This is a genomic window from Carnobacterium maltaromaticum DSM 20342 (assembly GCF_000744945.1).
Taxonomy (GTDB): domain Bacteria; phylum Bacillota; class Bacilli; order Lactobacillales; family Carnobacteriaceae; genus Carnobacterium; species Carnobacterium maltaromaticum.
Window position 1 is genome coordinate 115,737 of sequence record NZ_JQMX01000005.1, and the last position, 13,717, is coordinate 129,453.

General features: G+C 30.4%; 13 protein-coding genes and 2 pseudogenes. 6 read left to right on the top strand and 9 right to left on the bottom strand.

Annotated elements, in window-relative coordinates; genetic code table 11:
* Positions 1-90: 90 nt before the first annotated feature.
* The 5 genes from BR77_RS18165 to BR77_RS18185 all read right to left on the bottom strand — a co-directional run bounded on the left by BR77_RS18165 (position 91) and on the right by BR77_RS18185 (position 2,688).
* Positions 91-1,164, bottom strand: coding sequence for a hypothetical protein (locus tag BR77_RS18165; protein ID WP_035067196.1), 1,074 nt, complete (start codon positions 1,162-1,164; stop codon positions 91-93).
* Positions 1,165-1,281: 117 nt separating this feature from the next.
* Positions 1,282-1,512 (bottom strand): hypothetical protein, encoded by a 231-nt coding sequence (locus BR77_RS18170; RefSeq protein ID WP_051926850.1) that lies wholly within the window; start codon positions 1,510-1,512, stop codon positions 1,282-1,284.
* Positions 1,513-1,537: 25 nt separating this feature from the next.
* Positions 1,538-1,729 carry a hypothetical protein gene (locus BR77_RS18175; protein WP_035067199.1) on the bottom strand — a complete coding sequence of 64 codons (192 nt, stop codon included), beginning with the start codon at positions 1,727-1,729 and terminating at the stop codon, positions 1,538-1,540.
* Between the two features lie 380 nt (positions 1,730-2,109).
* Positions 2,110-2,310, bottom strand: coding sequence for a hypothetical protein (locus tag BR77_RS18180; RefSeq protein ID WP_035067202.1), 201 nt, complete (start codon positions 2,308-2,310; stop codon positions 2,110-2,112).
* A 3-nt stretch (positions 2,311-2,313) separates the two neighbouring features.
* Complete coding sequence (locus BR77_RS18185) at positions 2,314-2,688, bottom strand: hypothetical protein (protein ID WP_035067205.1); 375 nt, start codon at positions 2,686-2,688, stop codon at positions 2,314-2,316.
* A 1,107-nt stretch (positions 2,689-3,795) separates the two neighbouring features.
* Between BR77_RS18185 and BR77_RS18190 the strand changes: the two genes are divergently transcribed.
* Positions 3,796-4,800, top strand: coding sequence for a helix-turn-helix domain-containing protein (locus BR77_RS18190; RefSeq protein WP_035067206.1), 1,005 nt, complete (start codon positions 3,796-3,798; stop codon positions 4,798-4,800).
* A gap of 53 nt (positions 4,801-4,853) precedes the next feature.
* Here the strand turns inward: BR77_RS18190 and BR77_RS18195 are convergent, their stop codons facing one another.
* The 3 genes from BR77_RS18195 to BR77_RS18205 form a co-directional block, all read right to left on the bottom strand.
* Complete coding sequence (locus BR77_RS18195; RefSeq protein WP_034558395.1) at positions 4,854-5,411, bottom strand: hypothetical protein; 558 nt, start codon at positions 5,409-5,411, stop codon at positions 4,854-4,856.
* Positions 5,412-5,624: 213 nt separating this feature from the next.
* Entirely contained in the window at positions 5,625-7,205 is a 1,581-nt protein-coding gene (locus tag BR77_RS18200) for a primase C-terminal domain-containing protein (protein ID WP_051926852.1), read from the bottom strand.
* Positions 7,206-7,561: 356 nt separating this feature from the next.
* Positions 7,562-7,891, bottom strand: coding sequence for a hypothetical protein (locus BR77_RS18205; RefSeq protein ID WP_034558397.1), 330 nt, complete (start codon positions 7,889-7,891; stop codon positions 7,562-7,564).
* A 369-nt stretch (positions 7,892-8,260) separates the two neighbouring features.
* Between BR77_RS18205 and BR77_RS18210 the strand changes: the two genes are divergently transcribed.
* Together BR77_RS18210 and BR77_RS18215 are read left to right on the top strand one after the other, a co-directional pair.
* Entirely contained in the window at positions 8,261-9,223 is a 963-nt protein-coding gene (locus BR77_RS18210) for a ParA family protein (protein WP_034558399.1), read from the top strand.
* The gene (locus BR77_RS18215) at positions 9,223-9,687 is read left to right on the top strand and encodes a hypothetical protein (protein WP_034558401.1); all 465 of its coding nucleotides are present in this window, start codon (positions 9,223-9,225) and stop codon (positions 9,685-9,687) included. Before BR77_RS18210 ends, BR77_RS18215 begins: the two co-directional genes overlap by 1 nt.
* 1,486 nt (positions 9,688-11,173) lie before the next feature.
* On the opposite strand, the pseudogene xerS reads toward BR77_RS18215, so the two are convergent.
* Positions 11,174-12,246, bottom strand: a pseudogene (gene xerS, locus BR77_RS18220) (tyrosine recombinase XerS).
* Positions 12,247-12,513: 267 nt separating this feature from the next.
* Between xerS and relB the strand changes: the two are divergent.
* The 3 genes and pseudogenes from relB to BR77_RS18910 all read left to right on the top strand — a co-directional run bounded on the left by relB (position 12,514) and on the right by BR77_RS18910 (position 13,653).
* On the top strand, positions 12,514-12,813 hold the full coding sequence (gene relB / locus BR77_RS18225) for a type II toxin-antitoxin system RelB/ParD family antitoxin (RefSeq protein ID WP_035067208.1): 300 nt from the start codon (positions 12,514-12,516) through the stop codon (positions 12,811-12,813).
* 308 nt (positions 12,814-13,121) lie between these two features.
* Entirely contained in the window at positions 13,122-13,283 is a 162-nt protein-coding gene (locus BR77_RS19675) for a hypothetical protein (protein WP_307781487.1), read from the top strand.
* 98 nt (positions 13,284-13,381) lie between these two features.
* Positions 13,382-13,653, top strand: a pseudogene (locus BR77_RS18910) (type II toxin-antitoxin system YafQ family toxin).
* Positions 13,654-13,717: the final 64 nt, after the last annotated feature.

Below are 13,717 nucleotides of genomic sequence, written 5' to 3' on the forward strand. Positions count from 1 at the left end.
TAGGTGCTCGTATTTGCATATTATCCCCTCCCCCAAAAACACAAAAAAGGACGATATCAAATTTACTGATATCGTCCTTTTTTTATAATCTTACCAATTTATTATCCCGCCTGAATTGTTTCCACCTTCTCCATTATTATGGTTCACATCATTTTCAAACTCTTCTGTATCACCTGTTGTACCGGTCCAACTTTCGCCAGGTGCTGGATTTGAAGGTTGTGATGGAGGTGGCTGAGTAACTCCGTTATTGCTGTTATTCCCTTGAGAACCGCCAGGTGATGGCGTGCTATTACCAGAACCATTGTCCGTATAGCCTGCATTTGAAGAGTTTCCACTATTATTATTATTTGCATTGCTTGATTGAGCTTTTGCTTGGGAGGCTTGTTCTTGTTGTGCAGTTGCTTCAACTGCTGCTGTTTCTTGGGCTACTTTTTCAGCCTCAACTTCTGCTACTCGCTCTTTTTCTGCAAGTTTCGCATCGACTACAGCTAATGAAGCAAATAAATCAGTTTTTAATTTTTCTTGCTTTAAAGCTTCAACCTTTGCAACTGCTGCAGTATATGTTTCTCTTGAAACATCTTCTTTTACAGCTTGTTTCGTGTTATCTGCAAATAGATCACTTGTTAATTTTTTTGCTTCCTCCATTAAAGCTAATTGAGTTGTCACTTCTTCAACTCGTTTTTGTTCTTTTTCATAAAACTTTACTTTATCTGATTTTAAAGTTTCTAATAAATCTTTTGATTCATTTAATGAAGCACCTTCTTTAACAACTCCTTCTGATTCAAAGGCTTTGTCTAATTCACTTGTTACAGTATACATGCTTAACGCATAGGTCAATTGAGCTTCGTTTTCTTTTATTTCTTTATCTTTTTCTTCTTTTTTTCCATCAAGTAATGCGTTATTAATTTTCTTACTTTGTTTATCATCAAATTTTTCAGATAAAGCCTCTAAAGTTGAATCTGCATAAGATTCTTCAACTAATTTTGATAACGATTTTTTATAAGAAGCTTTGTTTGAAGCTTGTAGTTCAACTTTTGCCTCTGCTTGTTTTGTTGAAAGTGAATCTGCCAAAACGACTCCTCCACCAAGTAATACTAACACTGTACAAGCTGTTCCAATCCAAATCTTTTGCTTTTTAGTCCATTTTTCAAAAAACTTTGTCATTTTAATTCCTCCAGTTATAAATAAGTTCTTTTTTAGTTACTTTAAGATTAACATAATTATTTAATCTTGTGATAGTTATATCTGACTAATTACTGTTTTTCTCATATTTATTTAATTTCAATTGTTACTAATCAACATCATACTAGACTTCGGAAGTAAAACATCATTTACTTCTTCAATGTTTAATACCTTTTTAACTGAATTAAATTTTTCAACAACCATTCTATCAATTTCTTTTTTCGTTAAATTTTTAGTGAAAATTATATTTCTTCTAATCGTCTGTCCACTATTTGTTTCAAACGAAATATAATACTCAATACCATCATACCAGTGATCTTCAATTCTCATAGTACCCCTCCTTGATTGTAATGAATCATTTCTTAATTCTCTTTTCTTTAAATGAGTTTGCAGAATGCATAAACGAAATAGCTAAGATAATCGATCCTGAAAAGTATATCGGAATGGCTAGAAAACCTATCCAATACAATAAAAAATAAAACGGAAGTACAAAAAGCACAGCATTCATCAAACCTACAAAAAAATCTGTTGATTTATCTTGTTTCATTTCATCACTCCTTATACAATTTTCTACTTTTAGGTATCGTATAAATCATTAAAACTTTGATGTTTACTAACAAATTTGTAAAACAGTCCAACATTCGCAAGGTTTATATGCAATCGTTACCTCAAACTCTACAAGAGTAGACTACAGCTTATTTGAACTAAACTGTCTCTTGATGTACTGCTGATACCCGAACCCTTTTAAAGGCTTTATTGCGGGCTTCACCTTCTGCATATCAGCGCTTATCACAGAAGCGGAGGACTAGTCCGAATATGATTGGGGTTACACCAATTTTTACCACAACCTCTCAAATGTCTTTTAATGACACTCTCCGTTGCTTTTGTTAACAAACATCAAAATTTTAATGATTTTGTTAGTTGATTCTACTTCAGTAAATACTTGATTACGTGTTTTGGATTGGAAGATACTACTACACCATTACCATGTTTTAATTCTTTAAATTCAACCCTTAAAGCACCAGCCTTTAATAGCCGTACTTCAATTTCTTTTTTTGATTCACTTGTTAATTCATCGAATGTTATTGAGGAAATATTTTGTGCATGAACTGCATATTTTCTCTGCATTTTTCAGTCATCTTCTTTGAACTTACGCTCAAGACTTTCAGAAACTTTAAAAGGGATCTTGTTTTTATCTATCAATTTCACCGACTTTAACATCCCTTTATTTGTTGATAGTAAATTTGAGTGAATGTTCTTTCTTTCAGCAATTAAGGTTCCAGTATGATCATAAACCTTTTTAATTGCGTAATACGACTTTTGTATCGTTGTTTTACTTTCAATTGGCTCAGAAAAATCAACGCCCCAATAAGAATTTTCTATTAACACTAAATTCTCATTTTCTATCCTTCTTTTTTTTCCATCAAAAAGTACAACTTCATGACCGCACTCTCGAACATTTTCCCAACTTACAACATTACCAGGCTTTTTCATTTTAGTCGCCATACTACTTTCTCCTCCCCCAAATTAAAATTATTATTATCTATCTCGAATATTGCTAATGTATTGTCATCACTAAAACTGTTTGATCCAAATCGATTTCTCAACTTACAGTAAAAGTATTTTTTAGCAAAACTCGAAAAACAAAAAAAGGAGTATCACTAGTATAAATAGTGATACTCCTCTTTTAACCTTGCTCTGCCATAATTGGCCCCATAAAATTAATAATATAAAAACGTTGCTTATGCATAAAACTTACATTTACAGACTATTCTAATTGAAAAATAAGCTGAAAAATATACAGTTGTATGCTATATTATTAATTGTTGCAACTTTTATTGCAACTCGGGGCTTCTTATAACAGGAGCAACGAAAAAAGGCGCTGTACACTATCTAATTAGAGTAGATATGCTGTACCCTGGGTGTGCTTGACCGTATTAAATCGTTTGGCGACGATTCATTACGTTAGCACTCAGGGCCTTTTTTTATTTACCCAGTTTTAATAAAAAACCAGTTAAGTAAAATTATATTCAATTTTCAAAATAGTCATTTTTATAATTATCGCTAATTGCTCACATAATCTTAAACTTGCTGTTTAAGATTACCACAGTCGTTTTTCTTTTGCAAATACAAATAATGGGACTTGTGATAATGAAATTTTGATTTTTAAGCTATAAAAGTCGGTAATTAAGGTAAATCCGAAACCCTTTGCATAATCAGAGTAATACAAAATATTATTTTATTCTCAGCCGCTAGCTACCATCCCCAGTGTAGAAATTAAAATTTCAACATCAACTGCCTCTACAACAGTACCGTTCATATTATCTACCTCCTTCCAAAAAATAAATTATGAAATATTTCAGTAAATTAAGTATACACAATTATTTACCAAAAGTCTCTATTTTTTTGACAAAAGCTGTTTTTTAAATCATTTAGGTGTGATAAAATATTATTCATAGGAAAAGCCTTTAAAAATAGTCTAAAAAGCTTTTAAAAAGAGCTCGTTTCCTTATTCAGACATTTATATTAACATCTTGTTTTTTCTGCTTAAATCTTAAAAATTATTTTACTAATATTTATAAAAGAATTTTAAAATATAAGGGAGTGGTATACTTGGAAACACTAACAACAAACAAAATTATTAGGAAACTGAGAATTGAGCAAAAAAAAACACAAACCCAATTTTATAAAGGTTTATTTTCAAGATCTGTTTACCAAAAAATTGAGAATGGAGAAAAAAAGCTTAATCATCACGAACTTATTTTAATTGCAAACAATTTAGGAATTGACTTGTTTGAACTATTAACACTGTGCGCTGAAGAAACGAAAACAGATATAAAAGAACTTAGAGAACGAATTCAGCAAACAATCCTTTCTCCAAACGGACAGAGAAAAAGAGAATCCATTAGCGAGATCCAGTCTATCCTTAAAGAAAACAAAAAATTTAACCCGGAATGGTTTAATCTATATTTATTTTTTTCAATTGCCTTCAGAAATTCAGAAGAACCTATCATAATGCCAAGTATAAATGACCTACATTACCTGGAAAAAATATACTCTGAAAAAACCTTTTTTACTTTAATCGATTACAAAATATATTTAAACTGTATAAATATATACGGTCTTCAACAAATTAAATTTTTAGAAAAAAAACTATTTCCAGTCAAACAGAAAGAAATAAGAAGTCAGGAATTTATCTCCACTGTCTTTTTAGCTTATAATAATATGATATGCCAAGCTGTCTATGTTAAAAATTACACTCAAGGTTTTAAATATTTAAAGCAAGCACTTAAATTTGAGAATAGAGAAATTGAATATTCGTCAAAAATACAATTCCTATTCCTTGAACAGCTTCTATATTGCCAATTATACAAAGCACACGACAATCACAAAAAAGAAATAGAAGCCTACCTTAAAGCTTATAATTACGCTGAACTTGTCGAATCTTTGGGGGATACTCAGCAAAGTAAGATCATGTATCATGACCTAGAACAAGTTAAAGAAAATAAAGATATTATTTCTCCAGGTGATCCGAGTCTCAAATTTGATAAACCTACTCAACAGGACAGTGAAGTTAAATTGTATTTAAATAGCCTTCCACCAAGAAAAATCAAATAACACATTCCAGCTAGCAACCAATAATTTTCATTTGTATTGGTTGCTGCTTTCGTTTATTTTCGAGATAAAACTTCTACAAAAACTACAGAAACCTCCACAAACGTATCTTCATCACTTAAAATCCCTGTTACCCATCCAGGTAATGTTCTCCCCATCGTTACATACAACTCAATCATAACCTTCAAAAACTCATCTTTTTTACTTTTTTCACTAGCTTTTTTTAATCGACGTACAAAATCTAAAAAACGAATCTCTATCTCGCTACCTGCAACGTCAGCTTTAACACTCTCAGCTTCCCTAGCAACCTTCTCAGTCAATTGTATCCCCTCTTCAGCTAGAAACGTCTTATTTCCAACTTGATTAACCAGGTATTCTGATTCTAAACGAATCAGCTTATTATAAACCTCGTCAATTGTAAAATCACCTAATGCAGCAATCCCTACAAAAAAATAAATTGGATACTTCTCTATCCCCCACTCACGCTTAAACCAAGTGGAAATCGTTGATTGCGGGATTCCTGTTGCTAAACAAAACTCTGATAAATTCATTTTCAACTCTTCTTTTAAAAAAATTAACACCGGATGTTTACCCAAAATAAAATCTTTTCCCATTCCCTTGCCTACCTCTCTATCTTAGAATTACAAACACTTTGCGATATAATTATCGCAAGCTCTATTTAAACTCTAACATAAATCATAAACAACGCAAACAATAAAATAAACTCATACTCTTAAAGTATATCTCTAAATAGATCCCTAATGCTTGGTTAGAGAGAAGTGCGTATATAAGATATATTAAGTAATTGGCAGACTGGCTCTTTTAATTTAACTTGTATCTAGTTCTGATAATTCCATCTGCATCGTTCTCACAGGCTGTTCTGACGCATCTTTTAGGAAATTAGCCACAACGCTACGGCATTTTGGAATTAACTCACAAAGCGCTAAAACTAATTTTTCTGCTCTTTCTTTTTTATTGTGGTAGATTGATTGAATCAGCATAGCCCTGGTAGTCAAGTATGTTCGACTTGCTCGCCCACGTGTGGTTTCTGTAAATAGTTCCCCACGTTGTTCCAGGTCCTTTAGTAATTCCTTCAGTGTTGATTTCGGAATTCCAATTCCTTCTTGAATCGCAGCATAGGTGGTTTCGATAACCATTTTATCCGGAGTAACTTGTTTGTTAATCCACTCAAAAAGGTCCTTCTGCCATTCGTATTTATGAACTCGTTGTCTCTCTGTCCGTGCTTTTTTATGCTTATGCCATAAACTTCTATGCACTTTTCCATTTGTTTTAGTTTTTAATTCTTTCATGTGATCTGATTTGGCCCATTTATGGATTAAAGCATTAATGTGATCCTTGTGTGCACCTTTGTATTCTCCGCTATAGGCATTTATTACCGTTCTTTCAAGTTCCATGTACTCAAGGGGGCTTGTTAAATTAATATTAAATTCTTCCATCATGTTTAATGCCTCCTGAAATGTTAACCCCGAACTGTAACATGCCAATGACATTGTTAATACTGCATTGTTTCTTCCCAAATCTTGGCCAGCACCACAATCAATTTCATTTGCATTGATCAATGCTTTAAACCAAGCAGCATTAATTTGTTTTCCGTATTTTTTTATACGTACATTATTTTTGCCATCAGCAACTGCAGCAATATTATTCTCTTCAACACAATTTTTGGCATAAAACATGGACCATTCTTGTAAGTCATCAAAATAATATTGAAACTCCGGATTAAAACTAACAATATTATCAGAATTCGGCGTTCTAAAAATACCGAAATTGTTACAACCAACGTCCACACAGTTCATTTTCTCAGCAAATGCTAACTTAATGCTACGAGAAATCGCTCTTGCTGTTCTTAAAGATTTATAATTATTGGCACTCGATACAAAACTCGGTTCTTTTAGTGAATAGTAAAAGTGATACCCTTTTGTTGTTTTCAAAACTAGTGTAGGTACATAGTAAAAGCCTGCTTTAAAAGTATTTTCAATGATTTCGTTAACTGATGCTCTCTCATAAGCTGATTTGAAATCAATATCGACAACAAAACAGTTGATTTGGCTTAGATTGTATTCTTTATGTCCTTTTACATAGAGCCTAGTCTCATCCGTATATCCACCGTAACTAAATATATTTGGAGTCCAATGGGTAAATTGATCTCTATTTTCTTCTAGTGCTTCAAGTGAAGTCAATACAATGCCTCTTGCTGCTTGCATGTTTTCCTTTGTTCTGAAACCAAAAATAGCACCCTTTTTATTTTTATCTTCCTGAAAGTTCAATGAATTGTATTTACTATTCTTAACTTTGTAGCGTTTTAATCCACCATTTAGAATTAGTTCTTGAACTTTAATCGGATCTATTTTGATTGCTGCAGTATTAGGTTCTGCTATAGTTTGCATTATATTTCACCTCCAGTTAATCAACAAAAAAAGAGAGAGCACTAGTACTAGTGCTCTCTCTTTCGTCATTCCAAACTGTTATGCTAATTCCCAGCGTGAAAACACACTTAAATAAGCCTTAAAAGGTTGAATTTTCCTTGAAAATTTGGTATAATAAATTATCAGAAACAGGCTCCAACCTGTTTCATTCAAAATAAAATACTAATTTTTATGGGACGAGAATGAACACATAGCTTTCGTATGTGATTCAGAATGTATTAGAGGGACCAAGCTCTTATACTTTCCGTCTCTTTTTTTGTATCAATCATACCTAAACTTTTTTAAAATGTAAATATTTTTACATTTGATATATGCTTTTAATTCAATTCAAGTGCATTGGCACCCTTTAATCGAAATCTATCAATTTCTTCTGGAGTATTTAACTCAGAAATCATTTTTTTTATTTGTTCTAACTCAAATGAATGGTTTAAAAGGAGTGGCTCATATTTACTAAAAACCATATCTTCAAATCTATCCAATGCTTCAGTACCAAAATTTCTAGTTCCGTTGTCAAACTCTCTAACATAACTAGATGCTAATCCAATTGCTTTAGAAAGTTCAATTCGACTAATATAATAGTTATCGATTAGAAATTTTAGTACATAACGATTATACTCATTTCTAAATTCTTTAGTACCCTTTTCCATATAACCTCTCCTTGTTGTCACTTGTAACAACAGTTCTTAAGTAACATAATACCACCTTTTTTTTACATACTCAATAGATATTACTTTTTTTTTCACTGTTTTTGTTTTTATTTTTGAAAAACCCTTTAAAATCAATTAGTAATATATTGTATTACTATTTAAAATACATTATTAATAGTAATACAATATATTTTATTACTAAATACTATTCAGAAAACCCTTATTTATAAACTTTTATTCACTTAGTTGTTGATTTCGACAACGTTAAGTGGTATTATATTGTAGTAGTATTATATGTATATTTTTAATAGTAATATATTAGTCACATTTTTGTATTACCTTTATATTTCTTTAAGGAGGAAACTTACTATGGCAGTAGGAATTACAGTTGCAGCAAACAAAGGTGGGGTTGGGAAAACTCTTATCACACTAAATCTTACCGGTGCTCTTAGAAAATCATTTCCAAATGCTCGTATACTAGTTGTTGATACAGATGCACAGGGGAATACAACAAAATCATTTAGAGTTAAACTGAAGAACGATCAAAACACTATATACGATGTTTTTATGGGAACAGCCACTGTTGAAGAAGCCATTGTTACAACATATGACAATCAAATTGATGTATTACCAGCAAATGCTGATAACAACTATTTAGAGTTTGACAAAATGGAAGTCTTTCGTGATACAATTCTAGAATGGTTTATATCATTAATTAAAAAGTTTAAAGATAACATTTCAGAATTAATGACCCTCGAGGGATTGAAAAAAAAGATGAACAAGAACATTGACCCTAGCTCAAATTACTTTAACGCTCTGGAAGGTGCTTTTGATAAGGTTGAGCATGATTATGACTTTATTATTTTTGATACTCCTCCTGAACTTAAACAAGTAACGTCGTCAGTGTTGTCAATTGCAGATGTTGTATTGGTTCCTTATGAACCTGATTTGAATGGTGTAGATGGTGTAACACACCTAATATCACGAGTAAACACACTAAAGGATAAATATAATCCTAGTTTGAGAATTGGTGGTGTTTTGGCAAATAAAGTTTATAATACAAATCTACACGCTAAAATGATTAATGCCATGATGAAATACACCAACAGAAATAATTATCACTACTTTGATTCTGAAATCCCTAGATCTATTACATTTGCTGATAAGTTAGTACGAAACGGTATGCCCATTACTATGAGCGCACCAGAAAATAAATTTTCTCAAAATTTTTACAAGTTACTAAATGAAATGAATCAGTTAGGATTACTTTCAAAAGAAGGAAATGTTCTTGAAATTCCTAATCAACTATATAATGATAAGGAGGAAGAATAATGCCAAGAAAAAAGAGTAAACAATCAGCTAGTGGTGACTTTGACTCAGCTTTTGACGACGATTTAGATGACATTCAGACCCCTGTAGATAGTCTTGGTGAAGACTTTATAGAGCCTAGTACTAATGTCCCTGCAGAAAAACCATTAAATATTTCTACAAAAAATGACATTTCTAACAAATTTGGTTTAAAAAAAAATAGCAACCTTTCTGGTACTGAACTAGTCCCAAGAACATATAAAGTTGAAAGAACAACAGTAGATAGATTAGAAAGCCTTGTATATAAAGATTCAAGAAGAAATAAAAAAATTCCTGGAACTAAAGGATTTATCTCAGATTTTATTGAGAATGCGATTTGGCAACATCTTTTCCAATTAGGTTTAGCTACTGAAGATGAGGTCAATTCACACCTTAAAGATTACAGTAAATATCCTTTAAATTTGAATTTAGAAGATGAACAAGACTAAGAATTTAATTATTCTTAGTTTTTTTAATCTTCTATTAAACACTATTACTTGCATATTACTTTAAAGTAATCCGCAAGTAATATCCAATTCTAATATCATCGATTGCTCGCATCATATATTACCTTTGTATTTCTTTTAGTCATATTATATATTACTATATTCAAAACCTTGGTATAGCTTACTTTCGAAAAAAATATATTAGCCATATAATGTATTACCTATATATTACTTTTAGCAATATATTATATTGTATGTATGTTAAATAAATTTTATTTAGTCATACAATATATTACCTATATATTTCTTTCTACGTATAAAAAATCTTACTAATGGTAATAATTAATTTAGAAACAAGATATTCCACTTATTAAGGCAATTTTATAGATAATAAGAATCTAAAAATCCACACCCATTGCCTAAAACAAGTGGTTATACTCCAAGCCATTTTCATTCTTAAAATTACTTAGTACTTTATTTCTAAGACCAGTTCCTTATCATTAGCTATACCTAAGCTGTTTGTTTATTACATAAGTCATACTCGCATTCCTAATCATCATTAAAATACGTCTTAATATTTTTTGTTCTAATACCACTATCCATAATCCAACTTTTCTTAATAGTAATTCTAGTGTATGCTTCTATTTATTAATAGACGTTTGACAAATAGAAAGTCACCCTAACTTTATTAGCATTAAAGCAGATTTACTTTCTATTATCTTAAGTCATATTATCTATTACTTTTATATTACTATCTTAAACTGCGTTGGTACTACTTTCTTACAAAGATAATATAGTAGAAATATAATATATTACCTTTATATTTCTTTTAGTCATGTACTAGATTTATATGTATTTTAAATCTATTTTCTTTAGTGGTATAATCTATTACTTTTATATTACTATATTAAAATTCATTGGTATTACTTGCTTACAAAGGTGATATAGTAGAAATATAATATATTATCTTTATATTTCTTTTAGTCATACACTAAGTTTATGTGTATTTTAAATCTATTTTCTTTAGTGGTATAATATATTACTATATTAAAATGCGTTGGTATTAATTGCTTACAAAGGTGGTATAGTAGAAATATAATATATTACCTTTATATTTCTTTTAGTCATACACTAGATTTATATGTATTTTAAATCTATTTTCTTTAGTCATGCTATCTATTACTTTTATATTACTATCCTAAAATATAATGTTATCACTTACTTCTGATGATAAGCTATTAGCCATAAAATATATTATCTTTGCACTTCTTTTAATTAAATGACGTATGGTAACATTTAAAAGAGAAAATATTATTATTCAACTTGATATTTATGTATTAGTGGAGGGGGAACAATGTTCAAAATCCCTTCCTGAAGACCCAATAAAGTCAGGAAAGGATTAACTTCAAATTTACTTAAATCTCACCTAACTACTAAAATCATACACTAGAAATTAAGTAATTAACATTTAGCAAAAGGACAGCAATTGTTATTCAATACTATTCATACTATCTCGCTGCTCATCGTCAATAATGTGTATATATAAGGCTGTTGCTGAAAGAGAACTTTGTCCTAACTGATTACTAACTGTCATTTGATTTTTTGTTACCTGGTAAAGCTTAGTAGCAAGAGTATGTCGCATTTTATGAGGTGTAACACGAGTTTTAAATTTAGTTGAATATTTAGCTACCATTTTTTCTATTGTATCTGTCTCAATTCGTTTAGCAGTTTTTTTGTAAGTAGTTAAAATAATGCTTTCTCATTTTTTTCTGGAGCATATCTCTGTGTACGTACAGTTAAATAATTATCTAAATAGACCATAGCAAATGGTGCAATAATTACTGAATCTTTTTTTCCACCTTTTCGAATAACAGAAACTGTATTAGTGGCCAAATTTAAATCATTGATATTGATGTTTGCTGCTTCAGAAACTCGTAATCCAGTACCTAAAATAAGAGCATTAATCGCTAAGTCACGTTCAAGTGATTTTTTGTAGTAGGGGAGTTGCTTAAGGCTAATGGATTTAGGATAATCATATTCAATAAAGTTTAAATAGCCCATAGATTCATCACCCAGAAATAGTTTCTCTTTAATAGCCGCAGCTCTGCTAGAAAATGTCTCATTTGTCTTTACTGATTTAACTTTTAACATTACATTACGATCAAAATAAGAATTTCCATCTTCTTTTTCTGTTTCTGTAGTTAAATAGTTGAAAAGAGAGGAGAGGCTGGCCATCGTTCTTTTTACAGTATTGTAAGAAAGAGCTTCATTAGTATCAGAACTATTTAATTTTTGTCTAGAGAGAAGAGAAGACTTAAATAATTCAACATCTTCTTTTTTTAAATTCTCTAAAGCAGAGAGAGGGACTAAAGAAATTTTTTCTTCTTTAACAATAGCTTCCGATAGAAGCCAATTAAAAAATCTACGATACTCTTTTAAATATTCATATAATGTTGCTAAAGAGTAGGGGACACTTAGCTTTGCATAATAATATTCCTCAACATACCAGGGGAGGGTGACAAGCTCATTATTTATTAGTTCTTGTAATTTTTCTTTTCTCAATACGATTACCTCCAATTTATAGGGAAGGGAACTGATGTTCCTAATTAGATAATAGCATATAAAGCTATTTTTATCAACAAAAAATCGTTTATACCTATTTTTTTGATTGTAATTCTATATCATGACTATTGACGGCTTGGATCCTACTAATTTTAAAATACATGTTACTGTAAGTAAATTAAACCATATAAATTAGAAATGAAAACAATTGAAATGTTATCCATTTAGACGTACAATGGACACACAAGTAGAAGGGGAGGGTTTATAATGACCGCAATTAAAGAAAAATCTAGAATCTTTATTCGTGCAGAAACTAAATTAAAAGACAAGGCCACTAAAGAGCTCTCTAGTAAGCAGTTAGATTTAACCACAACTTTTGATTTATTTTTAGACAAAGTTGTCAAACAAAATAAATTCCCTTTTGAAATTACAAATGAAACTGCAGAAGAAAAAAATCTAGCAAATATTCGTTTAAATGTCATTGAAGGTTTGTCAGATGCAGAGGCGAACAGAGGTATCGGCGCAAGCACGTACCTGCAACAACTACAAACTAAAAAGCCGAATTAATAAATAAGTAAGTATACAATCATCCTCACCAAATAAATACGAACTTAATTGAATATAACTCTATTATATTATTTGGTATTTCCGAAATGGAAAAAATGTTAATGTTTTAACTATCTACAACAGATTAAAAATACTACAGAAGTTTAATTGCAGAATAAAGTAGACAGTTTTTTTGATATCATAATTCAATAAGATGCCTGAAAATAAAAACCCTTAATTTAACGTTTTATACGTATAATATACTTCCAATGTGTATTAATTAGTGGTAAAATAAAGTTAGATAAAAATAAGAGAGGATGAACGATACTATGACCACACTAGAAAAAAAACCAATTAATGTTAAAGTAAATAGCGAACTTAAAACTGAAGCAGAAAAGCTATTTAATGAATTAGGTTTGACAAATGACAAGTGCTATTACTGTATTTTTACAACAGTCAGTATCAAAACCAAGCAATCCCTTTTCAAATAAAAAAACCTAATGCGGAAACCCTAAAGCTATTAAAGATATTGAAGATGGAAATTTAGAGGGTGGATTTAGCTCTGTGAAAGATTTGTTGGAGGATTTAAATGCTTGATATCTATTACACATCAAAATTTAAAAAAGACTATAAAAAAAAATTAAGCAAGGGAAAAAAACTTCAGAGTTAGAAAAAGTTTTAGATTACTTGCAACAACAAAAGAAATTACCAGAAAAATACAAGGATCACTTGTTAACTGGAAATTACACGGGTTTACGAGAATGTCATATTAATCCTGATTGGTTACTAATATATAAAATCGATCAAGAGAAATTAATCCTAGCTTTAGCTAGGACAGGATCTCATAGCGAGTTGTTTTAATTAAGATCAAAAATTTTATGAGTAGATAAAGTCATTTGTTCAGATATCTCAACTTTTCGCTTTA

Bases quoted from the DNA above. Each gene is read 5' to 3' on its own strand.
- BR77_RS18195 (WP_034558395.1), bottom strand. From the start codon at position 5,411: ATGGGAAAAGATTTTATTTTGGGTAAACATCCGGTGTTAATTTTTTTA.
- BR77_RS18215 (WP_034558401.1), top strand. From the start codon at position 9,223: ATGCCAAGAAAAAAGAGTAAACAATCAGCTAGTGGTGACTTTGACTCA.
- BR77_RS18210 (WP_034558399.1), top strand. From the start codon at position 8,261: ATGGCAGTAGGAATTACAGTTGCAGCAAACAAAGGTGGGGTTGGGAAA.
- BR77_RS18170 (WP_051926850.1), bottom strand. From the start codon at position 1,512: ATGAGAATTGAAGATCACTGGTATGATGGTATTGAGTATTATATTTCG.
- relB (WP_035067208.1), top strand. From the start codon at position 12,514: ATGACCGCAATTAAAGAAAAATCTAGAATCTTTATTCGTGCAGAAACT.
- BR77_RS18180 (WP_035067202.1), bottom strand. From the start codon at position 2,310: ATGCAGAGAAAATATGCAGTTCATGCACAAAATATTTCCTCAATAACA.
- BR77_RS18175 (WP_035067199.1), bottom strand. From the start codon at position 1,729: ATGAAACAAGATAAATCAACAGATTTTTTTGTAGGTTTGATGAATGCT.
- BR77_RS19675 (WP_307781487.1), top strand. From the start codon at position 13,122: ATGACCACACTAGAAAAAAAACCAATTAATGTTAAAGTAAATAGCGAA.
- BR77_RS18205 (WP_034558397.1), bottom strand. From the start codon at position 7,891: ATGGAAAAGGGTACTAAAGAATTTAGAAATGAGTATAATCGTTATGTA.
- BR77_RS18200 (WP_051926852.1), bottom strand. From the start codon at position 7,205: ATGCAAACTATAGCAGAACCTAATACTGCAGCAATCAAAATAGATCCG.
- BR77_RS18165 (WP_035067196.1), bottom strand. From the start codon at position 1,164: ATGACAAAGTTTTTTGAAAAATGGACTAAAAAGCAAAAGATTTGGATT.
- BR77_RS18185 (WP_035067205.1), bottom strand. From the start codon at position 2,688: ATGGCGACTAAAATGAAAAAGCCTGGTAATGTTGTAAGTTGGGAAAAT.